Here is a 24603-nt window from a genome sequence, read left to right on the forward strand (position 1 = left end):
GCCCGAGACTAGTAAAGGACTGAAGAGAAAATGGCTCGCTACACCGGCCCAATGACCAAGAAGTCCCGTCGCCTCGGCACGGACCTCGTTGGCAATGACCAGGCGTTTGAACGCCGCCCCTACCCCCCGGGCGTCCACGGCCGTGGCCGCACGAAGGACTCCGAGTACTCGCTGCAGCTCAAGGAGAAGCAGAAGGCTCGTTTCGCATACGGCGTGCTGGAGAAGCAGTTCCGCCGCTACTACGAGGAAGCTGACCGCCACCCCGGCAAGACCGGTGAGAAGCTGCTCCAGATCCTCGAGTCGCGTCTGGACAACGTCGTGTACCGCGCTGGCTTCGCGGCCACCCGCCGCCAGGCCCGTCAGCTCGTCGTGCACGGCCACTTCCTGGTCAACGGCCAGCGCGTGAACATCCCGTCGTACCGCGTGAAGGCGCACGACATCATCGACGTCGCCGAGAAGTCGCTGAACCTGCACCCGCTGGTCGTCGCCCGTGAGACCCACGGCGAGCGTTCCGTTCCGGGTTGGCTCGAGGCCCGTCCGAACCGGATGCGCATCCTCGTCCACCAGCTCCCCGTCCGCGAGCAGATCGTCGTGGACGTTCAGGAGCAGATGATCGTCGAGCTCTACTCCAAGTAGTAGCTCCCCCTGGGGCCGGTTGACCTCTGTCGACCGGCCCCGTCTTGGGCCCTCGGGCCCATCCGTCCGGGAGTGGTTCCCGACGGGTTTCGCGCCTTCAAATAGTGGTCGGCGCGGGAAGGAAACAAATGCTCATCGCACAGCGCCCGATCCTCTCCGAGGAGTCGGTCTCCGAGTTCCGCTCGAAGTTCATCATCGAGCCCCTCGAGCCGGGCTTCGGCTACACCCTCGGCAACTCCCTGCGCCGCACCCTGCTGTCGTCCATCCCGGGCGCCTCGGTGACCAGCGTCAAGATCGAGGGCAACCAGCACGAGTTCTCCACCCTGGAGGGCGTCGTCGAGGATGTCACCGAGATCATCCTGAACCTCAAGGCCCTCGTCCTGTCCTCCGAGGAGGACGAGCCCGTGGTCATGTACCTGCGCAAGTCCGGCGCCGGGGCCGTCACCGCCGGTGACATCCAGCCCCCGGCCGGTGTCGAGATCCACAACCCGGAGCTCCACATCGCCACCCTGAACGACAACGGCAAGCTCGAGATGGAGCTCGTCGTGGAGCGTGGCCGTGGCTACGTCTCCAGCGTCCAGAACAAGGACCCGGAGGCCGAGATCGGCCGCATCCCCGTGGACTCGATCTACTCCCCGGTGCTCAAGGTCACCTACAAGGTGGAGGCCACCCGCGTGGCCCAGCGCACCGACTTCGACCGCCTGATCATCGATGTCGAGACCAAGCCCTCCATGGCTCCCCGCGACGCCATCGCCTCCGCCGGCACCACCCTCGTCGAGCTGTTCGGCCTCGCCCGTGAGCTCAACGTCGCCGCCGAGGGCATCGAGATCGGCCCCTCGCCCGTCGACGAGCAGATCGCCGAGTCGCTGAGCCTGCCGGTCGAGGAGCTGGACCTGTCCGTGCGCTCCTACAACTGCCTCAAGCGCGAGGGCATCCACACCGTCGGTGAGCTCGTTGCCCGCAGCGAGGAGGACCTCCTCGACATCCGCAACTTCGGCTCCAAGTCGATCCTCGAGGTGAAGGTCACCCTCCACAACCTCGGGCTGGCCCTGCGTGACTCCGCTCCGGACTTCGATCCGCTGCAGGTCATCGAGGCCTACGACGAGGAGAACGAGGGCGAGGCCGGCGCCGACGACGCCGAGGCCGACCTCACCGAGACCGAGCAGTACTGATCCCGAGCACTGCTCGGAACTGAACCGAAAGAGAAACCTTCATGCCGAAGCCAACCAAGGGACCCCGCCTGGGCGGTAGCCCCACCCACGAGCGCATCATCCTGCGCAACCTGGCCACCCAGCTCTTCGAGCACGGCCGCGTCACCACCACCGAGACCAAGGCCCGTCGCGTGCAGCCCCTGGCCGAGAAGCTGATCACCAAGGCCAAGCGCGGCGACCTCGCCTCGCGTCGCCTGGTGCTGCAGTCGATCACCGACCAGTCCGTGGTGCACACCCTGTTCGCCGAGATCGCCCCGGCGCTCGAGGGTCGCGAGGGCGGCTACACCCGCATCACCAAGATCGGTCCCCGCAAGGGCGACAACGCCCCGATGGCCATCATCGAGGTCATCACCGAGTCGGTCGAGGAGTCCCGCGCCAACCGCGCCAAGTCCCCGCGCGCCGCCAAGGCGGAGGCCCCGAAGGCCGGCGCCAAGGCCAAGTCCACCAAGGCCGAGAAGGTCGAGGACGAGGCTCCCGCGCAGGAGGCCGAAGAGGTTGAGGCCACCGAGGCCGTCGAGGTCGATGAGACCCCGGCAGAGGTCGAGGAGACCGTCGCCGAGGACGCCGCCGAAGAGGCTGCTGACGAGAAGTGACCTGCTGAGCAGATCTCACGAGGAGGGACCCGGTTGAGCCGGGTCCCTCCTTTTCGTTGCGGTAGAGTCCGTGCAGGCCGACGCGACAGCTTTTCGCAGAACAGGAATCCCGCATGAACCTCCGCAAGTACTTCGTTGCAATCAGCGCCGCCACCGCCCTCGCACTCACCGCCTGCGGTGGTGCGGAGGGGGAGCAGGAGGCGCCCACCGGGGACGCCCCGCTCGAGATCGGGATCGTGCAGTACGTCTCCCATGACGCACTCGACGCCGTGCAGGCCGGGTTCATCGCAGAACTCGAGGCGGCGGGCTACGTCGACGGGGACACCATCAACCTGGAGATCCAGAACCCGGAGGCCGACCAGGCCACCCTCACCCAGATCGCCAACCAGTTCGCGCAGGACGAGAAGGACCTCGTGCTCGCCATCGCCACCCCCGCGGCCCAGGCCGTGGCCCAGGTGATCCCGGAGCAGCCCGTCGTGTTCGCGGCCGTCACCGACCCGGTGGCCGCGGAGCTCGTCGCCAGCTGGGAGGCGCCCGGCGGCAACGTCACCGGGGTCTCCGACATGAACCCGGTGGACGGCCAGCTCGAACTGCTGCTGGAGATCGCCCCCGACGTCGAGTCCGTCGGCATCGTCTACTCCTCCGGCGAGATCAACTCCGAGGTCCAGGTGGAGGCCGCCGAGGCTGCCGCCGCCGAACTGGGCATCACCATGGAGAAGGCCGCCGTGTCCAACTCCTCGGAGGTCCAGCAGGCCGCCGAGTCGCTCGACGTCGACGCCTTCTACGTTCCCACCGACAACAACGTCGTGGCCGCCATCGAGGCGCTGCTGCAGGTTGCCGAGACCAACTCGCTGCCCGTGGTCTCCTCCGACGAGGGCTCCGTCGAGCGTGGGGCCATCGCCTCCCTGACGGTGGACTACGAGCAGCAGGGCCGCGACGCCGCCACCATGGCCATCGAGATCCTTGACGGCGGCAACCCGGGCGAACTCGCAGTCCGTGTCCAGGAGGAGTTCATGCTCAGCATCAACCCGGACGCGGCCGACCGGATGGGCGTGACCATCCCCGACGCCGTCTCCGAGCGCGCCGCCAACACCTTCTGATCTCCGGCCAGGAACAACACGGTTCATGATCACGGCAGTCGAACTGGGGCTCCTGTACTCGGTGATGGCGGTGGGGGTCTACCTCACCTACCGCGTGCTGGACTTCCCGGACCTCACCATCGACGGCTCCTACACCACGGGTGCGGCGGTGACCGCGGTGCTGATCATCGCCGACGTGCCCGTGGCGGTGGCGATGGTGGCGGGCACACTCTCCGGCGTCGTCGCCGGCGTGATCACGGGGCTGCTGCACGTGCTGGGCAACATCAACCCGCTGCTGGCGGGCATCCTCACCCAGATCGCGTTGTACTCGATCAACCTGCGCATCATGGGCAAGGCCAACGTGCCGCTGCTGCGGGAGAACACGCTCATGACACCGCTGCGGGAGGCCGGCATCCTCGGGACCTGGTCCAGCGCCGCCTTCCTGACCATCGGGGCCCTGCTGATCGGAGCCATCCTCTACTGGTTCCTGGGCACCGGCTACGGTGTGGCGCTGCGCGCCACCGGTGACAACGAGATGATGGCGCGCAGCCAGGGCATCAACACGGGGACCGCGAAGATCGTCGGGCTCGCACTGTCCAACGGGCTGGTGGCGCTCTGCGGCTCGCTGCTGGCCCAGTACCAGGGGTACGCGGACATCGGCATGGGCATCGGCCTGATCGTCGCCGGTCTGGCGTCGGTGATCATCGGGCAGGCGCTGTTCGGAATGACAGCGGTCTGGCAGGCCATCCTGGCCGCGATCCTGGGCTCCGTGATCTACCGCGTGGTCATCCAACTCGCCCTTGACGCCGACCTCAGGCCCAACGACATGAAGCTGGTCTCCGCCGTCCTGGTGGTGATCGCGCTCGTGCTGCCCCAGGTCCCGGCCGTCAAGAAGATGCAGGCGCGGATGCGGCGTCGCCGCGTCGCCGAGGCAGGTGTGTGATCTGATGCTGCGGATCGAAGCAGTCACGAAGAAGTTCTTCCCCGGCACCAACAACGAGCGGGTCGCACTGCGGGAGGTGAGCCTGAACCTCGCAGAGGGTGACTTCGTGACGGTGATCGGCTCCAACGGCGCCGGCAAGTCCACCCTGCTCAATGTCATCTCCGGCCGCTACCGCGCCGAGGAGGGGGCGGTCCTGATCGACGACCGGGACGTCTCCCAGATGGCCGAGCACCGCCGCGCCCGCTGGGTCTCGCGCGTCTTCCAGGACCCCATGGCCGGGACCAGCCCGCACCTGACCATCGAGGAGAACCTGGCCATCGCGTTCAACCGCGGCAAGTCGCGGGGGCTGCGGATGGCCGTCACCCGCGCCCGCAGGGACGTCTTCCGGGAAGCGCTGGAAACGCTCGAGCTGGGGCTGGAGAACAGGTTGCAGCTGAGGGTCGGGATGCTCTCGGGCGGCCAGCGCCAGGCGCTCAGCCTCCTGATGGCCACCTACGTGGAACCGTCCATCCTCCTGCTCGACGAGCACACCGCCGCGTTGGACCCGTCCCGGGCCGAACTGATCAGCCGCCTCACGAAGGAGGCGGTGGAACGGCACAACCTCACCGCGCTCATGGTCACCCACAACATGCACCAGGCCATCGAGCTGGGCAACCGCCTGATCATGATGCACGAGGGCGAGATCGTCCTTGAGGTGGACGCCGAGCGCAAGCGCAACACCACGCCGGAGAATCTCCTGGCCGAGTTCGGGAAGATCAAGGGCGCGTCCCTGTCGGACCGCACCCTGCTGGACTGAGCCGGATGCGCATCGCCCAACTGGCCAACTTCGTGGGCCCCACCTCCGGGGGCATGAAGGTGGTCATCGAGAAACTGGCCGAGGGCTACGTCGCGGCCGGCCACGAACGGATCTTCGTGTCCCCGGGACCGCGCGACGAGATCACCGAGACCGACTCGGGGATCCACGTCCAGGTGCGCGCCCCGAGGCTGACGCCGCAGTACCGGATGATCTTCAAGCCCTGGCGGGCGCTGGACGTGCTGGCCCGGTTCAGGCCCGACTCCATCGAGGTCTCGGACAAGTGGACCCTGTCACCCGCCGGCCGGTGGGCGGCCAGGCGCGGCGTCGGGTCCGTGATGTTCAGCCACGAGCGGCTCTCCGACATGCTCACCGACTGGTTGCGCCGCGGCGTCGGCGTCGAAACGGTGGTGGGGGCGCTCAACCGGCGCCTCGCGAAGGAGTTCGACGCCGTCGTGGTCACCTCCCGGTTCGCGGCCGAGGAGTTCGCCGACATCGGCGCCAGGTTGGAACTGGTCCCGCTGGGGGTGGACCTGGAGACGTTCAACCCGACGGTGGGGGAGCCGGCGGACGACGGTGTGCTGAAGCTCTGCTACGTCGGCCGCCTCAGCCACGAGAAGAGTCCGCAGCTGGCCGTAGCCACCGCGGTTGAGCTGCACCGCAGGGGCAGGGCCGTGCGGCTGGACCTGTACGGGACCGGACCGGACCTGGAGGAACTGCGCGGCATCGCTGGCGACACGCCGGTTTACTTCCACGGCTTCGTCAACGGCCGCGACGAGGTGGCCAAGCGGTTCGCCCGAAGTGACGTTTCCCTGTCGGTGTGCCCCTCGGAGACCTTCGGGCTGGCCGTGCTCGAGGCCATGGCCTGCGGCACACCGGTGGTGACCGCCAACCGCGGCGGTGCCAGCGAGTTGGTGGACGAATCCTCGGGCGCGCAGGGCCCGCCGGACCCGGCCGCGCTGGCCGACGCCGTCGAGTCCCTGGCGCCCCGCCTCGGCCCGGAGCTGAGAGCGGCCGCGCGCAAGCGGGCGGAGGCATACAACTGGTCCCGCACGGTCAGCAGGATGCTGGCCCTCCACAGAGAACTCGCCGAGCGGGCGCCCTTCCAGTCCCTGGACGGGTTCGACAGTCAGCGCAGGAGGTTGGCATGAGGTTCAAGCTCAGGGACCTGGCGGTCCTCGCAGGGGTGGCGGTGGCCGGTGGTGTCGCCGGTGCGCCCCGACCGGCCGAGCCCGACGCCGAACGCAGCGTCGGGGCGATCGTGGCGCGGCTGCGTGCCTCCGGGAAGGTCGGCCGGGAGCTGGCTGACGCTGCCGTCGCAGCCGTCAGCGCGGGCTTCCCGTACCACTCCGTCTGGCACCTGTGGGAGTCGCCGGGCACGGCGCTGGCCAACGGCCGGGGCTGGTCCCACCAGTACAACGCCGTCCTGGCCGAGGTGCTGGGGGAGCTCGGGTTCGGGGTGCGACGGGTGCACGCGGCCCGGGTGCGCGGCTGGCGCCACCCGTGGTTCTTCGCCAGCCACAGCTGGGTGAAGGTGGACCTCGATGGCCGCTGGCTGGACGCCTGCGCATCCCGGTTGACCAACAAGGTGGGGGAGACCGGCTTCGTCGCCGTCAGCGAGGAGATGGCCTACCGGCGCAGCACTCCCTACACGGTGGCGCTGGGGCTGCTGCCGTTCATCACCTTCGGCATCTGGCGGGCATGGCTCACAGGCCGAAGTGTCTCGCCGTGGATCTATCGACGGCGAGACTGAGGGGCGGTCTGGTGGCTGGCCCGCCTCACTTGTTCATCGGTGGACACATGGGCATCCACGGAATCACCTGGCACCAACCCTGGGGCTGGATGTCCCCCTGTACTCCTGCTCCAGGAGCGGGCGCGAGGCTTCCAGAAAGGGCGAGTACCACACCAACAATGAGTGTCTTCACATTCCCAGTGTGCATCTTGTCCCTGAGAACTTCTAGGAAATGTGCGCAAACCCTCAGCTGTAACCGCTCCCGGGTGTGAACAAGGGGGTATTCCTGAGGCATTCACCCTAGACTTGCACCATGAACAGCCTGCGGCAGCTGCGTGGGGGGTGGGTCGAGATCGTCGTCGCCGCCCTGATCACCGCGCTCTCGCTGCAGGCGGGCCTCAGCGGCCGGATCCCCCCGGCCAGCGTGGTGGTGGATCTCGCGGCCCTCGCGGCAGTGCTCCTGGCGCTCAAGTGGCTGCGGATCGGAATCGCCGCGGCGCTCGTGGTGGCGGTCCTGCTCCTCACGGTGGACCCGGTCTCCGCAGGCGTGGCCATCTACCTGCTGATGCTGCCCGCGCTGACCGCCATCCGCCGCGACAGGATCCCGTTGGCAGTGATCGTCACCGCCATCAACGTCGGGGTCGGCTGGCTGACCAGCTTCCGGCTCGCGGGCGACCAGGCGGACCCCTTCGGGATCGTGCTGACCTGGCTCGTCCTGTACGCCATCATCTGGGGAATCGGCCTCGGCATGCGGGCCGCGTCCCGCAACGAGGCAGCCCGGCTGGCAGCGCGCTACCGGCGCCAACAGCTCGAACTGGCCCTCGAACTCCATGACTCGGTGTGCCGGGACCTCTCGATGCTCGTGATGCAGGCGGAGGCGGCCAACCACTCCGGTGAGGCCTCGCCCGAGCAGCTCGAGTCGCTCGCCCAGCGCGCCCGCTCCGCCAACCAAGCGGTCCGGGAGGTCGCCCGGCTGCTGGGAGGTGCGAACCGCAACACCGTTCCCGAGATCTCCGTGGAGTCTGCCCTGAAATCCGGCACCCACGAGCTGCGCTCGCTGGGCTTCACCGTCCAGGCCCGGGCGGCCCTGGTGGGCGAACTGCCACCGGCGGTGGACACCGCCGCCGGGCGGATCCTGCAGGAGGCGCTGCACAACGTCGCGAAGCACGGCTCGGCGCAGGCCCCGTGCCTGGTCACGGTGGAGCGCACCACGCAGGCGCTCGAGATGACGGTCTCCAACCTGCCGGGCCGCGGCAGCAACGGATCTCCGACCCGGCTCGGCCTGCGGGCCATGAAGGAGCGGGCGGCCACCCTCGGCGGCAGCGTCCACTCCAAGGAGGTCGACGGCATGTGGGTCTGCGAGGTGGTGCTGCCGATGGCCACCCGGACCCCCGCCCCCGCCGGCTGACGGGTCTTCAGTCCTCGGCGAGGATCTCCAGCACCAGCGGCTTCACGCGGGTCCCGTACAGCTCGATGCTGCGCATCATGTCCTCGTGGGGGAGGGTGCCGGCGCCGTACTTCATGCCGAAGCGCGTGGCTCCCAACTCCTTGACGGTCTTGGCGATCTTGTTGGCCACGGTCTCCGGGGAGCCCAGGTGGAGCGCCCCGTAGTGGATCTCCTGCTCGAACTGGGCACGGCTCGCCGGCGGCCAGCCGCGCTCCCTGCCGATGCGGGACATGTTCTCGGCGTAGTGCGGCCAGTAGAGGTCGGCCGCCTCGTCGTCGGTGTCGGCCACGAAGCCGTGGGAGTGGACCGCGATGCGGCGCTCGTCGTGACCGAACTGGGCCAGGGCCCTGTGGAACAGGTCCGTGAACGGCTGGAACCGGGAGGGGTCTCCGCCGATGATCGCCAGCTCCAGCCCCAGGCCGTACTTGGCCGCGCGCACCACCGAGGCGGGCGTGCCGCCGACGGCCACCCAGGTGGGCAGGCCGTGGGTGTGGTCCGTGGTGGGGTAGACGCGCTGGTCGGTGAGCGGCGGTCTGGTCTGTCCGGACCAGGTGACTGCGTCCTCGCTGCGCAGGGCCGCGAACAGGTCCAGCTTCTCGTTGAACAGGTCCTCGTAGTCGGACAGGTCGAATCCGAACAGCGGGAAGGACTCGATGAAGGAGCCGCGGCCGAGCGAGACCTCGGCGCGCCCCGACGAGATGCCGTCGATGGTGGCGAAGCGCTGGTAGACGCGGATCGGGTCGTCCGAGGACAGCACCGTGACCGCGGAGATCAGCTTGATGTTCTCGGTGCGGGCAGCGATGGCCGAGAGCACGACGTCGGGTGCCGAGACCGCGTAGTCGGGGCGGTGGTGCTCGCCGATGCCGAACACGTCGACGCCCACCTTGTCCGCCAGGACGCCCTCCTCGACGAGGTTGCGCAGCACCTGCGGATGGTCCAGACGGGTTCCGTCCGGGGTGGTGGTGATGTCACCGAAGGTGTGCAGGCCGAACTCGAGGTGGTCGGTGTGTCGTTCCGTGCTTGGAGCCATGGTCCCACTCTACGCGAAATCGTTGATGTTTCAATCGTCTCGTGCGAGGTGCCGCCATTGACGTCGGGGGCGGTGGGGGTATAAACCTGACTCAGGTGTCGACGGATCGGGGGAACCATGAACGACATCGCTGGAAGGCCTGCCTGCCCATCGGAGGGCGGCTCGGACACGGCTCGCAGGGTGCTGGGCATCATGTCGGCACTCGCACTCGCATTCAGTTGGCTGGCGCTCACGCCACCCATCGCGAACGCGGCCGAACTGAGCGCCGTGACTCTCCACGGCCCCACCAACCGGACCACGAGCACAATCAGTGTCAGGTTCGACCGTGTGGTGGAATCGGCGGGGACCTGCCAGGCCGACATCGGCTACGAGTTCAGCACCGGCTCGGGCTGGAGCGACGCGGGCACGTTCGGCGGCAGCGCCTGCAACAACCCGGACCCGGGCTACAAGTTCAAGGGGCTCGCTTCTGGCACCACCTATGAGGTGAGCGTGCGCGCGTACCGAATCCTCGACGGCGCCAAGACCGACTTCTCGCAGCCGACCACCCTGACCGGCACCACTCTGGGAGACCCGGCACCGCAACCGACGCCCACGCCCACGCCGAGCCCGGAACCAACGGCTGAGCCCACCGGCACGCCGACCGCGGAGCCCACCGTGGAACCGACCGCGGAGCCGACGGCGACGCCCACCGCGGCGCCCGGCGCCCTGTCCGCGCCGGCACTGTACGGGCCCACCAACCAGACCACCAGCACCATCAGCGTCCGGTTCGACAGGGTGGCCGAGTCCGCGGGAACCTGCCGTGCCGACGTCGGCTACGAGTTCAGCACCGGCTCCGGCTGGAGCGATGCCGGCACGTTCAGCGGCGGCGCCTGCAACAACCCGGACCCGGGTTACAAGTTCAAGAACCTGGCCTCCGGCACCACCTACGAGCTCAGCGTCCGTGCCTACCTCGTGGCGGACGGAGTGAAGTCCTACTCGGCCGTCACCAGCCTGACCGGCACCACCCTCGGTGATCCCGCGCCGGAGCCCACCCCCACGCCCGCCCCCACGGGGGAGCCGACGGCAACGTCCACGCCGACGGCCGAGCCCACTCCCGAGCCGACGACGGACCCGAACGCACTCACTGCGCCCGGGATCCTCGGTCCCAGCAACCGCACACTGACCACCATCAGCGTGCGACTGGATCGCGTGGCCATGTCCAACGGCACCTGCCGCCCCGACATCGGCTACGAGTTCAACCGCGGCACCGGCTGGGCCGACGCCGGCACGTTCAGCGGGAGCGCGTGCGACAACCCGCGCCCCGGCTACAAGTTCACCGGCCTCGCACACGGCACCACCTATGACCTGCAGGTCCGGGCCTACCGGCTGGAAGCCGGCCAGAAGGTCGAGTTCTCATCCGCGGCCACGCTGACCGCGACCACCCTCGGTGACCCCGGAACGGACCCGACGCCGTCGCCCACACCCACCCCGACGGGGGAGCCCACCGCGTCTCCGACGCCGACACCCACCGGTGAGCCCGCGATCGTGTCCCCGCCCCCGATGCGCGGCCCCGTGAACCGGACCACCACCACGATCAGCATCGTCGTGGACCGGGCACCCGAGTCCAACGGTGTCTGCAACCCCGACTTCGGGTACGAGTTCCTGGGCGGCGCCTACCTCGACTGGTACGACCACGGCGGCTTCATGACGGCACCCTGCGATGATCCCGATCCCGGCTTCAAGTTCTCCGGCCTGCAGCCCGGCACGGAGTACGTCCTGAGCGTCCGCGCCTACCGCATCGTCGACGGCGTGCGCCACTACTCGGACGCCAACAGCCTCACCATCAGCACCCTGCCCGCCGAGGTGCCCCAGGAGGCGATGCCGACGCCGGAGCCGACCCCGTCTGCGGAGCCGACGCTGACGCCGGAGCCGACGACCCCGTCAGCGGAGCCGACGCCCGAGGCGACCCCGACCCTGCCGCAGCCGACCTCCGAGCCGACTCCGGAACCGGATCCGACTCTCGAACCGGAACCGACGGTCGCGCCGTCCGCGCCCACCGAACCGGTCCCAACGCCCACCCCTGAGCCGGAGGTGACTGCGACTCCCTCGCAGACCCCTTCGCTCGAACCGGATGAGACGCCTGAGGCAGGCGAGTAACCCGCGAGGCCGTTGACTCCTCAATCACGCCGGAGAAGCTGGGGTCACTGGGTCCGGCAGAACGCTGCCGAACTTGGCTACGACCCCGGCAGGCTCGCCGGCTGAGGCACGAGCGGCGCGGGCATCCTCGCGGAGTGGGAGGAGTTCCTGGCTGGCGACGGTGAGGACGGATGGCCGCACCCCAGAAGCGTTTCGTGTCAGGGGCAACTCGGAAGCCACGGAAACATGTCGCAGATGCCCGGCTCGACCGGTCCCTGCGGGAGACTGAGACCGAGGCCGATGGACAGGATGCTCAGAAGACCGAGTGCAATGTAGGTGCGCATGGTGACGAGTCTGATGGTGCGGCGTGACTCGTGAGGAGAACTCAGGCCAGAAGGGTACTTTCGTACCTTTGTGCTGGGCTATGGGGTCAGGCGTGCGTGGCGAGCGCTCTACCCGGCCCGGGCGTTGTACGACGTGTTCCAGTTGGCTCTGCTCATCTCAGTAAGCGTGCTCACGGTCAGTCGATGGGGCGTCTTCGGCGTTCTGGGGACTGCCATGGTGTCAGTCATCTGGCTCCTGGCCGGGGACTCACTGGCAACCTTGATGGGCTTCTTCGACCCGTACATGGCAGCGTTCGTGCGACCAGCCACTTGGTTTGCCCAAGCCGCGACTCTGGCAGCTGCTGCGGTGGCTGTCCTCACGGTGTTCTCGCCTTGGGATACCCGCGCTGAGCCACCGATTCTTCCGCAGACACGACAGCCCCGGTCCGATCGGACCAGGGCTGTCGAAACTTGGCTGAGGAGTGTCAGGCGAGGGCGGCGGAGGCGGCCTGTGCCTTTGTGAGGCGCTCGGCGACGTCGTTCCAGTTGACGACGTTCCACCAGGCGTCGACGTAGTCGCCCTTCACGTTCTTGTACTGCAGGTAGTAGGCGTGCTCCCACATGTCCAGCTGCAGCAGTGAGATCTGGCCCGAGGGCAGGTTGCCCTGCTGGTCGAACAGCTGGTTCACGTTCAGGCGCTGGCCGAGGGTGTCCCACACCAGCATGGACCAGCCGGAGCCCTGCACGCCGTTGGCGACGGCGTTGAAGTGGGCCTTGAAGGCGTCGAAGCCGCCGAAGAACTCGTCGATGGCCGAGGCAACCTCACCCTCGGGGCGGCCACCGCCGTCGGGGGACATGTTCTTCCAGAACACGGAGTGGTTGATGTGGCCACCCAGGTGGAAGGCGAGGTCCTTCTCCAGCTTGTTGACGTTGCCCAGCGAACCGTTGGCGCGGGCCTCGGCGAGCTGCTCGAGCGCGGTGTTGGCGCCCTTGACGTAGGTGGCATGGTGCTTGCTGTGGTGCAGCTCCATGATCTCGGGGGCGATGTGCGGTGCGAGTGCGCCGTAGTCGTAGTCCAGATCCGGCAGTGTGTAGTTCACTTGCTTGTCCCTTCTCCTTCTGTTCCGCGGGGTCACCGCGCGTACAGGGCCCATCCTAGGCACCCGCACCCAAACCGCGCGTCGTCTTCAGGATGCGGAACCCCTTGGCGGAAGCAGTTTTCGCTGTTGGCCAACCCTGCCCCGTCAACCAGGTGGCCAAGGAGTCCGCGCCGAGGTTCCTGCCCACCACCAACCAGGCCACGCCGTCGGGGTCCAGGCGGGGCAGCCACTGCAGCAACAACTCGTGGAGCGCCTCCTTGCCGATGCGGATGGGCGGGTTGGACCAGATCTCGGAGTAGGTGGTGCCGGCCGCGACGTCTTGGGGGAGTCTGGCGGTGACGCGGTCGGCGACGCCGGCGGCCTCCGCGTTGCGCTCGGTGAGCAGGAGGGCGCGCTCGTTCACGTCCACGGCGTCGACGGTGATCCCCGGCGACGCCGCCGCCAGCCCGACGGCGATGGGGCCGAAGCCGCACCCCAGGTCCAGCACGTGGCCGGAGGTGGGTGGCTCGACGGTGCGCAGCAGCACGCTCGTTCCCAGGTCCAGCCGGCTGCCTGAGAAGACTCCGTTGGCGGTGGTGAAGGTGTGATCGATGCCGAAGATGGTGGCGTCCACCTCGCGGGTGACCATGGGGCCGGCGTCGTTGGTGAAGTAGTGGCTCATTGATCCTCCAGGGTCCGCACGGCCCGCGCCTGCTCGGCGCGGACGGCGAGTTCGTCGTCGGCGGGGTAGCCAACCTCCTCCAGCGTGAGGCCGCGCGCGGGCATCACGAGGATCTCGTTGTGGCGGGTGGTGCTGGCGCTGGCGTCTGCCAGCCAGTCCATGCTGCGGCGACGCCCGGCCACGGCCGTCAGTGCCCCCACCACCGAGCGCACCATCGAGTGGCAGAACGCATCGGCCAACAGGTGCACCTCGACGACGCCGTCGCCGGTGCGGGTGGCCGAGACCTCACGCAGGTCCCGAATGGTGGTGGCGCCCTCGCGGGGCTTGCAGAAGGCGGCGAAGTCCCGAAGCCCCCGAAGCAGCCCGGCGGCCTCGTTGAACAGGTCCACGTCGACGGGATGCCGGACCGGTGCGACGCGGTGGCGCTGCAGGGGGTCGGGGGAGTGGTCGGTGTCCACGAGCCGGTAGCAGTAGCGGCGCCAGAGCGCTGAGAAACGGGCATCGAAGCCCGCCGGTGCGGGGGAGACGCGGCGCACCACGACGTCGTCCGGCAGCACGCGCGTGAGCCGGCGCAGCAGGGTGGCAGCGATGTCGTCGTCACCCTCGAGGTCCAGGTGGCAGACCTGTGCGGCGGCGTGGACGCCGGCGTCGGTGCGGCCGGCCACCACCAGTGCGGGCCTCTCGGGGAGGCGCAGCACCTGCGCGATGTGGCCCTCCAGCACCCCCTGCACGGTCCGGTGCCCGGGCTGCAGCGCCCAGCCGCGGAAGTCGGTGCCGTCGTAGGCGAGGTCGATCCGCCAGCGCATCAGTGGCGCTTCCGGTAGGTGAGGTCGTGCACCTCGCGCCCGGCTGCCAGCCCGCGGGCCTCGTACTTGGTCACGGGACGCTCGGCGAACCTCGGCGCCCATCCGCCGTGGACGTTGACCAGGCCCGGGTGGGCGTCCAGGACTTCGCGCTGCCACAGCGCGTAGTCCTCCCAGTCTGTCGCCAGCCGCCACAGCCCTTCGGGGGCGAGCCGATCGGCGACGACGTCGGCGAATCCCGGGTTGACCAAGCGGCGCTTGTGGTGGCGGGTCTTGTGCCAGGGGTCGGCGAAGAACGTCCAGACCTCGGCCACCGAGCGCGGACCGAAGAGCACCTCCAGCCCGCGCGCGCCGTCGGCGAGGACGACGCGGATGTTGTGCACGCCGTCGCGGCCCATCCGGCCGAGGGTGGAGGCGACGGCGGGTTCGAACACCTCGAAGGCGATGAAGTCCGTCTCGGGGCGGGCTGCGGCCATCGCCACCAGGGACTCGCCGTTGCCCGAGCCGATCTCCACCACCTTCGGTGCGCTGCGCCCGAACTCGGCGTCCCAGTCGACGTGGGCGTCATCGGCGACGGAGGTGTCCAGTTCGGCGGCCGGGACCTCCACGACGAACTCGGGTGCCAGACGTTCCCAGGCCTTCTGCTGGGACTCGTTCATCCGGGTGCTGCGACGCACGAAGCTGACGACGCCCCGGTGCGGGCGGGAAACCTTGTTGACCACCGTCCGAGCCTATCGCGCGGGCGAGCGTGGGGCGCCGGCATGCGGCGCGCCCCGACGTGGAGCAGGCCGGTGCCCGTCCGTGGGGACCGGCACCGGCCTGCTGGTGCATGGGGCAGTGCCCCGGCGTTACTTCTTCTTCTTCTTCTTGGCCTTCTTGTCCGCCTTCTTCTTGGCGGCTGCCGACTTGGCCTCGGCCTTCTTCGCGTCCTTGCTCTTCGCGTCCTTCCTCTTGGACTCCTTGACCTTGGCCTTCTTCGACTCCTTGGCGTCGAGCTTCTTCGCCGCCTTCGCCTTGACCTTCGCGGCCTTCTTCGAGGCCTTGTCCTTGAGCTCCTCGGCCTTGGCGGCCTTCTTGGCATCCTTCTTCTTCGCCATCTGCACCTCCTTCGCAATCGTCAATGAAATGTTGACCCAACTCAAACAGGCCGGGCTCTGGAAGTCAACCTTCGGTTGACGAAGGGTGTTGCCGATACGATGCGGGCATGGCGAAGAAACAGTCGGCCGACGGGTCGAAGGCGGAGGCGTTGGCGGCGCTGGATGCGGCGCGGGTCGAACGGGAGTCGGCGGAGGTTGCCGAGCGGGCCGCGGTGCTGGCTGCGAGGGAGGCCGGGGTCTCCTGGTCGAGGATCGGTGAGCTCTACGGGTTGACCAAGCAGGGTGCGCAACAGCGCTTCAAGCCGGGCGTCAAGCGGGCGCAGGCGGGCTAGGGGGTCGCCATGACCATGACTGCCGGGACGGGGTGGGCCTTCGGGTCCGCCCCGTTCTTGCGTCCCGGCTTGTTGAATCCTGTACTTCATGGAATGCTTGAAGCATCAACTGAGTTAGGAGAGGCATGAGCATGACGACAACACAGCACTCGCAGGACAAGCTCGCGGCCGAGACCACCATGGACCGCCTGGAGCTCCGTGTCCGCGACATGGAAACGATGGTCAAGTACTACACCGAGGGGGTCGGCCTGACCCCGCTGCGCACCGAGCCGGGGGCCGCCGTCCTAGGGCTCGGCGGCAACGAGGTGCTGCGCCTCTCCGAGGCCAAGGACCTGCGTCCGGGGCGCTCCGGGGACGCCGGCCTGTTCCACACCGCCGTCCTGTTCGACACCCCGGCCGCGCTGGCGAAGTCGATGGAGTCGATGCTCACCAAGGTCCCGCAGACCTACACCGGCGCGGGTGACCACCTCGTCTCGCGCGCCTTCTACTTCACCGACCCCGAGGGCAACGGCGTCGAGCTCTACCACGACCGCCCCCGCGAGGAGTGGAAGTGGAACAACGGCCAGGTCCAGATGGCCACCCTGTGGCTGGACCCGATCGACTTCGTCCAGACCAATTACTCCGACGACGAGCTCGGCGGAGTGCTCGGCCACGTCCACCTCCAGGTGGGTGACGTCGCCACCGCGAGGGACTTCTACGTCGACACCCTGGGGTTCGACGCCACGGCCGAGCTGGGCAACTCCGCGCTGTTCGTCTCCGCCGGCGGCTACCACCACCACATGGCGATGAACGTCTGGAACTCTGCCGGTGCCGGACCCCGTCTGAACACCCTGGGCATGGGCGTCGTGGACATCATCGTCCCCACCGAGGACGAGGTCCTGGCCGCGAAGAACCGCGTCGAGGCCCGCGGGATCGAGACCACCTTCGACGGCCGCAGCCTGTCCGTGCTCGACCCGTGGCGCAACGAGCTGCGGCTCCACGTCGGCTGACGCATTCAGGTTCCGACCCGGGGGATTCCCGATGTGTGCGGCATGGGGCGAGCGTAGGCTTGAAGCGATACGACACGTGCCTTCAAAAGGAGCCCCATGCGCACCATCCTCAACGTCATCTGGCTGATCTTCGGCGGCATCTGGCTCGCGGCCCTCTACTTCATCGCAGGCATCGTCGCCTGCATCTTCATCATCACCATCCCGTTCGGCATCGCGTCCTTCCGGATGGCCCGCTACGTGCTGTGGCCGTTCGGCAAGGCCGTCGTGCAGCGCCCGGACGCCGGCGTGATGTCCGGCATCGGCAACGTGATCTGGTTCATCGTCGCCGGCTGGTGGCTGGCGCTGGCCCACATCGCCACCGCCGTCGCGCAGGCGGTCACCATCATCGGAATCATCGACGCCGTCGTGAACCTCAAGATGATCCCCGTGACCTGCTTCCCCTTCGGCAAGCGCATCGTGGACCGCGACTCGCTGCATCCCGGCCAGCGTCCGCTGCACTCCATCTGAGTGGCCGGGGAATAATCCTGCGGCAAGTGCGTTGGACATGATAGTTTAACTTTCAACAACGACACGAGATACGGCAGGAGCATCATGCAGTTCGGCGTCTTCACCATCGGGGACATCACCCAGGACCCCACCAACGGCACCACCCCCAGCGAGCACGAGCGGATCCGCAACACCATCGAGATCGCCAAGCACGCCGAGGAGGTGGGCTTCGAGGTCTTCGCCACCGGCCAGCACCACAACCCGCCGTTCGTGGCACCCGCGAGCCCGCCCGTGCTGCTCAGCTACCTTGCGGCCCAGACGAAGACATTGCAGCTGTCCACCGCGACGACGCTGATCACCACCACGGACCCGGTCCGGATCGCGGAGGACTACTCCTACCTGCAGCACCTCTCCGACGGGCGGCTCGACCTCACCATGGGGCGCGGCAACACCGGCCCCGTCTACCCGTGGTTCGGCAAGGACATCCGCCAAGGCATCCCGCTGGCCGTCGAGAACTACCACCTCCTGCACAGGCTGTGGCACGAGGACACCGTGGACTGGCGCGGCCAGTTCCGCACCCCGCTGCAGGGCTTCACGGTCACCCCGCAGCCGCTCGACGGCGTGGCCCCGTTCGTGTGGCACGGCTCCATCCGCTCTCCCGAGATCGCGGAGCAGGCCGCCTACTACGGTGACGGCTTCTTCCACAACAACATCTTCTGGAACTTCGAGCACGTCAAGCAGATGGTGAGCCTGTACCGCCAGCGCTACGAGTACTACGGACATGGCAAGCAGCACCAGGCGTTCGTCGCCCTGGGTGGTCAGGCCTACATGGCCAAGAACTCCCAGGACGCCGTGCGTGAGTTCCGCCCCTACTTCGACAACGCGCCCGTCTACGGTCACGGCCCCTCCCTCGAGGACTTCAGCCGGATGACGCCGCTGACGGTCGGCTCGCCGCAGCAGGTGATCGAGCGCACGCTCTCGTTCCGTGACTGGGTGGGCGACTACCAGCGCCAGATGTTCCTCATCGACCACGCCGGCCTGCCGCAGAAGACCGTCCTGGAGCAACTCGACATCTTCGGCTCCGAGGTGCTGCCCGTACTGCGCAAGGAGTTCGCCGCACTCAAGCCCGACGACGTCCCCGAGGCCCCCACGCACGAGTGGCTCGTCGAGCGCCACCAGCGCGGCGAGGACCCGGTCCCCGGCGGCAAGGAGGGCTCGCAGGCGTGGATCGATGAGCAGGAGAGCGAGGGTCAGGAATGAGCGACGGCTTCGCCCCGGTCAACACCGACCCCTTCACGCCCGAGGCGCGCCACATCGCCGTCGTCGCGGGCGGGCTCGGGGACCCGTCCTCGACGCGGCTGCTGGCGGACCGCCTGACGGAGGCCGCCACCGCGGCGCTCTCCCAGGAGGGGATCGTCCCCGAGGTGCACGTGATCGAGCTCCGCGAGTTGGCCACAGCCATCTCCGACGCCCTGGTCACCCACAACAACTCGCCCGCACTCGCCGATGCCATCGACCAGGTGGAGCAGGCCGACGGGATCATCACCACCACGCCCACCTTCAAGGCCACCTACTCCGGGCTGTTCAAGTCCTTCTGGGACCTGATCGACGACCAGGGCATCGTCAACGTCCCGGTCCTGCTCGGAGCCACGGGCGGGACGTCGCGGCACTCGCTGATGATCGACAACGCCATGCGGCCGCTGTTCGGCTACCTGAAGGCGAAGACGATCCCGACCGCGGTGTTCGCGGCCTCCGACGACTGGGGCGAGGTGGTGGGCGCGGCCGAGTCCACCCGCACCAGCCCGCTGCAGGCGCGTATCCTCGATGCCGGCGAGGACTTCGCCTCCGTCGTGGCTCGGCTGGGTCCGCGTCCGCGCCGTTCGGAGGGGGAGCCCAAGCCCCTCGAGGTGGTCTCGTTCAAGAACCTCCTGCGGGGTCCGGGCTCCTGAGCCGCACCCTGTCCGCGGCCGGTCGCCCCGTTTTGACGACGAGGGCGATCGGACGTAAGGTAGGTAGCTGTTGCGCGCCGTGTCGGCTCCTGGTGGATTCACCGGGTCAGCCCGCTGCGCAATCACCACATTTGTTGACAACGTATGGAAGTTGGTCTGCGTCCGTGTCCACGTACACCCCAAAGCCAGGCGAGATCGCCCGGAACTGGCATGTGATTGATGCTGAAGACGTCATCCTTGGCCGTCTCGCCACCCAGGTGGCCACGCTGCTGCGCGGCAAGCACAAGCCGACGTACGCACCCCACGTCGACGGCGGTGACTTCGTCGTCGTCGTGAACGCTTCCAAGATCGCCCTGTCCGGCAACAAGCGCGACGCCTCGCTGCGCTACCGCCACACCGGCACCCCCGGCGGCCTGAAGTCGGTCTCCATCGGTGACCTGCTCGCCAAGGACCCGCGCAAGGCCGTCGAGAAGGCTGTCTGGGGCATGCTCCCCAAGAACAAGCTGAGCCGCCAGCTGATCGGCAAGCTCAAGGTCTACTCCGGCCCGGAGCACCCGCACGCTGCGCAGAAGCCGCAGCCCTTCGAGATCACCCAGATCGCACAGTGAGCCGAGGAGGCGAACAGATGACCGAGACCCAGACCGCTGAAGTCGAAGAGACCGCAGGCGAAGAGATCAAGCCGTTCACCGACGAGCAGGATCGCGAGATCGCGTACCGCTCCGACTCGAACCCCGCCACCGCCTCCGGCGAGTCCATCCGCCAGGCGATCGTCGCCCCCGGCGCGGCCACCGGCCGCCGCAAGGAGGCCGTCGCCCGCGTCCGGATCGTCCCCGGCTCCGGCAAGTGGACCATCAATGGCCGCACCCTGGACGACTACTTCCCGAACAAGGTGCACCAGCAGCTGGTGAGCGACCCGTTCGCCACCGCCGGTGTCGTTGACGCCTACGACGTCATCGCCCGCATCGACGGCGGCGGCATCACCGGCCAGGCCGGCGCCCTGCGCCTCGGCGTGGCCCGTGCCCTGAACGCTGTCGACGCCGAGGCCAGCCGCCCCGTCCTCAAGAAGGCCGGCATGCTGTCCCGCGACGCCCGCATCAAGGAGCGCAAGAAGGCCGGACTCAAGAAGGCCCGCAAGGCGCCCCAGTACAGCAAGCGCTGATCCGGCGCTGCCGTGCGCAGCAACTTCCACAGGAATCCCCGTCGACCCTCCGGTCGGCGGGGATTCCTGCATTACCGCACGGTGGGTGAAATCGCTCAATCGCAGTGAGCGCCACTAGAGTGGCGCGCATGGAACGACTCTTCGGAACCGACGGCGTGCGCGGCAGGGCCAACGTCGAACTGACGGCAGAACTGGCACTCGACCTGTCCGTGGCGGCAGCCCACATCCTGGGAGAGGCCGGAGTGTTCAACGGCCGCCGCGCCACGGCCCTCGTGGGCCGAGACCCGCGTGCCAGCGGAGAGTTCCTTGAAGCGGCGGTGGTGGCCGGCCTGGCTTCGGCCGGGGTGGACGTCGTCCGGCTGGGTGTCCTCCCCACGCCCGCCGTGGCCCACCTCGTCAACGAGGCGGACGCGGACCTCGGTGTCATGATCTCCGCCTCCCACAACGCCATGCCGGACAACGGCATCAAGTTCTTCTCCAAGGGCGGCGTCAAGCTGGACGACTTCCTCGAGGACGCCATCGAGAAGCGGATGGGAGAGGACTGGAACCGCCCCACCGGTGCCGACGTCGGCCGCATCCGTGCCGACTACGGCATGGTGGAGGCCTACGTGGCCCACCTCGTCGGCTCGCTCGGGAACGAGGGCTCCCTGCACGGCATCAAGGTCGTGGTGGACTGCGCCAACGGGGCCGCCCACATGACCGGCCCCAGCGCCTTCGCCGCCCAGGGCGCCGAGGTGATCGCCATCCACGCCGAGCCGGACGGCCTCAACATCAACCACGACTGCGGCTCGACGCACCTCGAGTCGCTGCAGGCCAAGGTCCGCGAGACCGGGGCAGACCTGGGCATCGGTCTCGACGGCGACGCCGACCGCTGCCTGGCCGTGGACCACGAGGGCAACGTGGTGGACGGGGACCAGATCCTCGCCATCCTCGCCCTGGAACTGGCCGAGAACCACAAGCTCCACGCCGACACCGTCGTCGCCACCGTCATGAGCAACCTGGGACTCACCAACGCGATGGCCGCCAACGGCATCAAGGTGGACCGCACCAAGGTGGGGGACCGCTACGTTCTCGAGTCCATGAACGCCAACGGCTTCGCCCTGGGCGGTGAGCAGTCCGGCCACGTCATCATCAGTGAGTTCGCCAACACCGGCGACGGGGTCCTCACGGGACTGCACCTGGCCTCGCGCATGGCCCGTACCGGCAAGTCCCTGAAGGAACTGGCCTCCGTGATGGAGGTGCTGCCCCAGGTGGTGGTCAACGTCGGCAACGTGGACAAGCTGCGCGCCGGCATCGACACCGAGGTGACCGGGGCTGTCGCGGCCGCGGCCGAGGAACTCGGCTCCACCGGACGCGTCCTCCTGCGCCCCTCGGGCACCGAGCCGCTGGTGCGGGTCATGGTGGAGGCGCCGACGGTGGGCCAGGCCCAGGAGATCGCTGATCGGCTCTCGGAGAAGGTGCGGGTCCGGCTCGGCCGCTGAGGCCCGCCCGATCAGTCGTCGTCGGGGGTGAGCTTGGCGTCCTGCTTCGGCAGGAACACCTCCTTGTAGATGGTCAGGATGGATGCCGTCACGGGCACCGCCACCAGGGCGCCCAGCAGCCCCAGCAATGTGCCTCCCACCATGGCACCGATCAGCACGAGCGAGCCCGGGATGGAGACCGCCTTGGTCATCACCCGGGGCGTCATCACGTAGGCCTCCACCTGCATGTAGGCGAAGTAGACGCCCACGAACACCAGACCCAGCCACCCGATGGTGAGCACCGAGATCACCGACGCGATGGCCCAGAAGGCCACCGAACCGATCATCGGGATCATCGTGATGAACAGGGCCAGCACCGCCAGCAGGGGAGCGAAGGGAACCCCCAGGACGCTCATCAGGACGAGGGTGAACACTGCGTTGCAGAACGCGAGGATCGCCATCCCGGAGACGTAGCTGCCCACCGAGGCGGTGAGCTGGTCAGTGAGCCGCGCCACCTGTGGCCGGCCGTACGCGGGGGCGGTGCGGACGATCGCGGCCTTGAACGTGTTCAGCGACGCCAGGAAGTACAGGGTCAGCACCAGCACGATCAGGGTCCCCGAGACACCGTTGATCAGGCCGGAGCCGACGGCGAGTGCCCCGCCGCCGATGGCGAGGATGTTCTCCGGGTCGGAGATCCAGTCCCGGACACTGCCGAGGATGTTCTCGTAAACCTCCTCCTGGCCGGTGGCGGCGATTATGTTCTGGAACCACTCCGAATGCTGGATCTCGGTCAGGTAGCGCGGGAAGCTCTGCGCGAACTGGGAGATCTGGACCACGGCCGTCGGGATCACCAGCGCCAGCAGGGCCGCGACCACCAGGAAGAACAGCAGGAACACCACGCCGATCGCCAGTCCGCGCGAGAGCTTGTGGCCCTCCAGCCACCGCACCAGCGGGTCCAGCGCCATGGCGATGAACAGCGCCACTCCCACGGAGATCAGCACGGTCGCCAGCGAGCTCAGCGCGCCCCCCAGTGAGATCGCGACGAGCCCGCCGAGCGTCGCGAGGAATCCCCATGCGAACGGGTTGCCCAGGTTGGCGTCGACCAGCTTGCGCGGCCGACGTCGGGGGAGGGGTGTCGGCCTGGACTCGGGTTCCTGAGACATGGCTCGCAGTCTAGGCCTCGGGCGTGTCCCGTTCCCGCTGAGCCGCCGCGCCGCGCCGGTCCAGCATCCGGACCCGGGGTCCGAGACCGCGGATGCCGTCATAGGTGAACCAGCGAACCCGCTCCCTGACCACCGCGGCACTGGAGGTTTCCGGAACCAGCCGACGGGTGCCCTTGGCGGGATGCACCTCGTAGCGGTAGCCGAGCGGGGACCGCCAGCGAAGCAGCATCGAACTTGGCTGCTCCACCTTCCAGACCTCGGCCGTCTTGGCGCGGTGCACCCTCCGGCTGAGCGGGGCGAGGTTGCCCATGCGCGTCTGGCCGGTGGCACCCCGCGTGTACGGGACGGTGTGGTCCAGGTCCAGACCGGGGCTCGCCCGGTCCGAGAAGGGGAACAGTTCGTTCGGGGCCGCCAACCCCACGGACCTTCGCAGACCTGCTGAAGGAACGTACTGGTCCTCGGCGGGGAGGTCGTTCAGGTCTATGACGGGTTGCACCGTCAGATCGGCCCCGGCGAGCGCCTCGCGGAGGGACTCGACGGTGATGTGGCCGGCCTTCTCCAGACGTGCGGCGCCTTCCAGGCCACTGACGGCGTCGACGTGGAGGTGGATGACGACCCCGACTCTGGGGCGGAGCTTGTGCACCGGCGTGGTGATGGTTCCGCACAGGTGTCCGGGGCAGCCGTGCGGATCATGCCGCTGCGGTCCGTCGGGATGATCTGCAGGCGATGGCTGTTCGGGCAGTGCTGCTGGTGCGGGCTGCGCGGCCTGTTGCAGGAGCGCCAGTGTGTAGGCCGGGTGGGCGAGGACCCCGAGCGCCCGTGCCCGGAGCACCTCGGTGGTGGCGTCCGGGTACTGGGGCCGGATGATATCGGCCAACTGCGCGACCGCCGCGTCCAGGTATCGGGCGTCGAGGGCCTCGAGGCGACCCGTGAGGTTCATGGTCCCCTCGTAGAGGCCCCACACGTGGACGCCCAATTGCTTGCGCTGTTCTTGTTCCCGCTTCGCGGCCGCTTCCGGGTCCAGGTTGATGATGATCTTCGCGAGTTGGGTCATCGCCCCGGTCCAGGCGTAGCGGTGCTGCACCTTCAACCACTTCGACGTGACCTCGTCGGCGACGGCGGCCGGGAGTTCGGCGCACCGGCGGGCGGCGGCCAGGGCCCGATCGGGATCGACGGCAAGGTCCACCAGCCAGCGATACAGACCGGGATGTCGGTACTTCAGGTTCACCGCGTCGGACACCAACGAGGCTGCGGCCGAAGGCGTGAGGCGGAGCAGGCCGGCCACCTCGAGGCACACGTACTCGGAGACCTCCGGCGTACCGGCCCCGAGTCGCATGCCCCGGTCCGCGAGGACGGGCATGACGTCATCGGGAACGACGTCGTAGTTGGTGGCCAACTCCGCCACCAGCATCACCCTGCGCGCGGCGGCCTGCTGGGAGAGGTGGTCCGTCGCCACCAACTCCTCGGCCAGCAACTGCGCTGTGGTGTCCATGGATCCATGC

26 protein-coding genes are annotated in these 24603 nt (G+C 68.4%); 18 read left to right on the forward strand and 8 right to left on the reverse strand.

Annotated features, from left to right (window positions below; translation table 11 throughout):
• Positions 1 to 30 precede the first annotated feature (30 nt).
• The 9 genes from rpsD to ACYU7G_RS12185 all read left to right on the forward strand — a co-directional run bounded on the left by rpsD (position 31) and on the right by ACYU7G_RS12185 (position 8395).
• Complete coding sequence (gene rpsD, locus ACYU7G_RS12145) at positions 31 to 636, forward strand: 30S ribosomal protein S4 (RefSeq protein WP_461108152.1); 606 nt, start codon at positions 31 to 33, stop codon at positions 634 to 636.
• A gap of 128 nt (positions 637 to 764) precedes the next feature.
• Positions 765 to 1808 (forward strand): DNA-directed RNA polymerase subunit alpha, encoded by a 1044-nt coding sequence (locus ACYU7G_RS12150; protein WP_461108154.1) that lies wholly within the window; start codon positions 765 to 767, stop codon positions 1806 to 1808.
• Positions 1809 to 1849: 41 nt separating this feature from the next.
• Positions 1850 to 2440 carry a 50S ribosomal protein L17 gene (gene rplQ, locus ACYU7G_RS12155; RefSeq protein ID WP_461108156.1) on the forward strand — a complete coding sequence of 197 codons (591 nt, stop codon included), beginning with the start codon at positions 1850 to 1852 and terminating at the stop codon, positions 2438 to 2440.
• A 113-nt stretch (positions 2441 to 2553) separates the two neighbouring features.
• Positions 2554 to 3540 carry an ABC transporter substrate-binding protein gene (locus tag ACYU7G_RS12160; protein ID WP_461108158.1) on the forward strand — a complete coding sequence of 329 codons (987 nt, stop codon included), beginning with the start codon at positions 2554 to 2556 and terminating at the stop codon, positions 3538 to 3540.
• 25 nt (positions 3541 to 3565) lie between these two features.
• Complete coding sequence (locus tag ACYU7G_RS12165; RefSeq protein WP_461108160.1) at positions 3566 to 4462, forward strand: ABC transporter permease; 897 nt, start codon at positions 3566 to 3568, stop codon at positions 4460 to 4462.
• A 4-nt stretch (positions 4463 to 4466) separates the two neighbouring features.
• Complete coding sequence (locus ACYU7G_RS12170; protein WP_461108162.1) at positions 4467 to 5258, forward strand: ABC transporter ATP-binding protein; 792 nt, start codon at positions 4467 to 4469, stop codon at positions 5256 to 5258.
• Positions 5255 to 6406, forward strand: a complete 1152-nt coding sequence (locus ACYU7G_RS12175) for a glycosyltransferase (RefSeq protein ID WP_461109577.1) — start codon at positions 5255 to 5257, stop codon at positions 6404 to 6406. Before ACYU7G_RS12170 ends, ACYU7G_RS12175 begins: the two co-directional genes overlap by 4 nt.
• A complete protein-coding gene (locus tag ACYU7G_RS12180) occupies positions 6403 to 7008 on the forward strand; it encodes a hypothetical protein (protein WP_461108164.1) in 606 nt (201 codons plus the stop codon). Before ACYU7G_RS12175 ends, ACYU7G_RS12180 begins: the two co-directional genes overlap by 4 nt.
• A 292-nt stretch (positions 7009 to 7300) precedes the next feature.
• Entirely contained in the window at positions 7301 to 8395 is a 1095-nt protein-coding gene (locus tag ACYU7G_RS12185) for a sensor histidine kinase (protein WP_461108166.1), read from the forward strand.
• Positions 8396 to 8402: 7 nt separating this feature from the next.
• On the opposite strand, the gene ACYU7G_RS12190 is transcribed toward ACYU7G_RS12185, so the two are convergent.
• On the reverse strand, positions 8403 to 9464 hold the full coding sequence (locus tag ACYU7G_RS12190; RefSeq protein ID WP_461108168.1) for an LLM class flavin-dependent oxidoreductase: 1062 nt from the start codon (positions 9462 to 9464) through the stop codon (positions 8403 to 8405).
• Positions 9465 to 9581: 117 nt separating this feature from the next.
• On the opposite strand from ACYU7G_RS12190, the gene ACYU7G_RS12195 reads away from it, so the two are divergent.
• Positions 9582 to 11600 carry a hypothetical protein gene (locus ACYU7G_RS12195; RefSeq protein WP_461108170.1) on the forward strand — a complete coding sequence of 673 codons (2019 nt, stop codon included), beginning with the start codon at positions 9582 to 9584 and terminating at the stop codon, positions 11598 to 11600.
• A gap of 787 nt (positions 11601 to 12387) precedes the next feature.
• On the opposite strand, the gene ACYU7G_RS12200 is transcribed toward ACYU7G_RS12195, so the two are convergent.
• The 5 genes from ACYU7G_RS12200 to ACYU7G_RS12220 form a co-directional block, all read right to left on the reverse strand.
• Positions 12388 to 13002 (reverse strand): superoxide dismutase, encoded by a 615-nt coding sequence (locus tag ACYU7G_RS12200; protein ID WP_461108172.1) that lies wholly within the window; start codon positions 13000 to 13002, stop codon positions 12388 to 12390.
• A gap of 55 nt (positions 13003 to 13057) precedes the next feature.
• Complete coding sequence (locus tag ACYU7G_RS12205; protein ID WP_461108174.1) at positions 13058 to 13663, reverse strand: class I SAM-dependent methyltransferase; 606 nt, start codon at positions 13661 to 13663, stop codon at positions 13058 to 13060.
• Positions 13660 to 14472, reverse strand: coding sequence for a tRNA pseudouridine(38-40) synthase TruA (truA, locus tag ACYU7G_RS12210; protein ID WP_461109579.1), 813 nt, complete (start codon positions 14470 to 14472; stop codon positions 13660 to 13662). The genes ACYU7G_RS12205 and truA overlap by 4 nt, the downstream gene beginning before the upstream one ends.
• Positions 14469 to 15188 (reverse strand): tRNA (guanosine(46)-N7)-methyltransferase TrmB, encoded by a 720-nt coding sequence (trmB, locus tag ACYU7G_RS12215; protein WP_461108176.1) that lies wholly within the window; start codon positions 15186 to 15188, stop codon positions 14469 to 14471. Before trmB ends, truA begins: the two co-directional genes overlap by 4 nt.
• A gap of 126 nt (positions 15189 to 15314) precedes the next feature.
• Positions 15315 to 15563, reverse strand: coding sequence for a hypothetical protein (locus ACYU7G_RS12220; protein WP_461108178.1), 249 nt, complete (start codon positions 15561 to 15563; stop codon positions 15315 to 15317).
• A gap of 107 nt (positions 15564 to 15670) precedes the next feature.
• On the opposite strand from ACYU7G_RS12220, the gene ACYU7G_RS12225 reads away from it, so the two are divergent.
• The 8 genes from ACYU7G_RS12225 (at position 15671) to glmM (ending at position 21959) form a co-directional block, all read left to right on the forward strand.
• Positions 15671 to 15895, forward strand: coding sequence for a hypothetical protein (locus ACYU7G_RS12225; RefSeq protein ID WP_461108180.1), 225 nt, complete (start codon positions 15671 to 15673; stop codon positions 15893 to 15895).
• A 131-nt stretch (positions 15896 to 16026) separates the two neighbouring features.
• Positions 16027 to 16884, forward strand: coding sequence for a VOC family protein (locus ACYU7G_RS12230; protein ID WP_461108182.1), 858 nt, complete (start codon positions 16027 to 16029; stop codon positions 16882 to 16884).
• Positions 16885 to 16980: 96 nt separating this feature from the next.
• On the forward strand, positions 16981 to 17391 hold the full coding sequence (locus ACYU7G_RS12235) for a YccF domain-containing protein (RefSeq protein ID WP_461108184.1): 411 nt from the start codon (positions 16981 to 16983) through the stop codon (positions 17389 to 17391).
• A gap of 84 nt (positions 17392 to 17475) precedes the next feature.
• Complete coding sequence (locus tag ACYU7G_RS12240; protein WP_461108186.1) at positions 17476 to 18630, forward strand: LLM class flavin-dependent oxidoreductase; 1155 nt, start codon at positions 17476 to 17478, stop codon at positions 18628 to 18630.
• Positions 18627 to 19319: a CE1759 family FMN reductase gene (locus ACYU7G_RS12245; protein ID WP_461108188.1), complete on the forward strand. Its 693-nt coding sequence runs from the start codon at positions 18627 to 18629 to the stop codon at positions 19317 to 19319. The genes ACYU7G_RS12240 and ACYU7G_RS12245 overlap by 4 nt, the downstream gene beginning before the upstream one ends.
• Before the next feature lie 164 nt (positions 19320 to 19483).
• A complete protein-coding gene (rplM, locus tag ACYU7G_RS12250) occupies positions 19484 to 19927 on the forward strand; it encodes a 50S ribosomal protein L13 (RefSeq protein ID WP_461108190.1) in 444 nt (147 codons plus the stop codon).
• A 17-nt stretch (positions 19928 to 19944) separates the two neighbouring features.
• Complete coding sequence (gene rpsI / locus ACYU7G_RS12255; protein ID WP_461108193.1) at positions 19945 to 20478, forward strand: 30S ribosomal protein S9; 534 nt, start codon at positions 19945 to 19947, stop codon at positions 20476 to 20478.
• A gap of 128 nt (positions 20479 to 20606) precedes the next feature.
• Positions 20607 to 21959, forward strand: a complete 1353-nt coding sequence (gene glmM, locus ACYU7G_RS12260) for a phosphoglucosamine mutase (RefSeq protein WP_461108195.1) — start codon at positions 20607 to 20609, stop codon at positions 21957 to 21959.
• An 11-nt stretch (positions 21960 to 21970) separates the two neighbouring features.
• Here the strand turns inward: glmM and ACYU7G_RS12265 are convergent, their stop codons facing one another.
• Together ACYU7G_RS12265 and ACYU7G_RS12270 are read right to left on the reverse strand one after the other, a co-directional pair.
• The gene (locus ACYU7G_RS12265; RefSeq protein ID WP_461108197.1) at positions 21971 to 23101 is read right to left on the reverse strand and encodes an AI-2E family transporter; all 1131 of its coding nucleotides are present in this window, start codon (positions 23099 to 23101) and stop codon (positions 21971 to 21973) included.
• 10 nt (positions 23102 to 23111) lie between these two features.
• Complete coding sequence (locus ACYU7G_RS12270) at positions 23112 to 24593, reverse strand: DUF222 domain-containing protein (RefSeq protein WP_461108199.1); 1482 nt, start codon at positions 24591 to 24593, stop codon at positions 23112 to 23114.
• Positions 24594 to 24603 lie beyond the last annotated feature (10 nt).

This window comes from Tessaracoccus terricola (genome assembly GCF_054776555.1).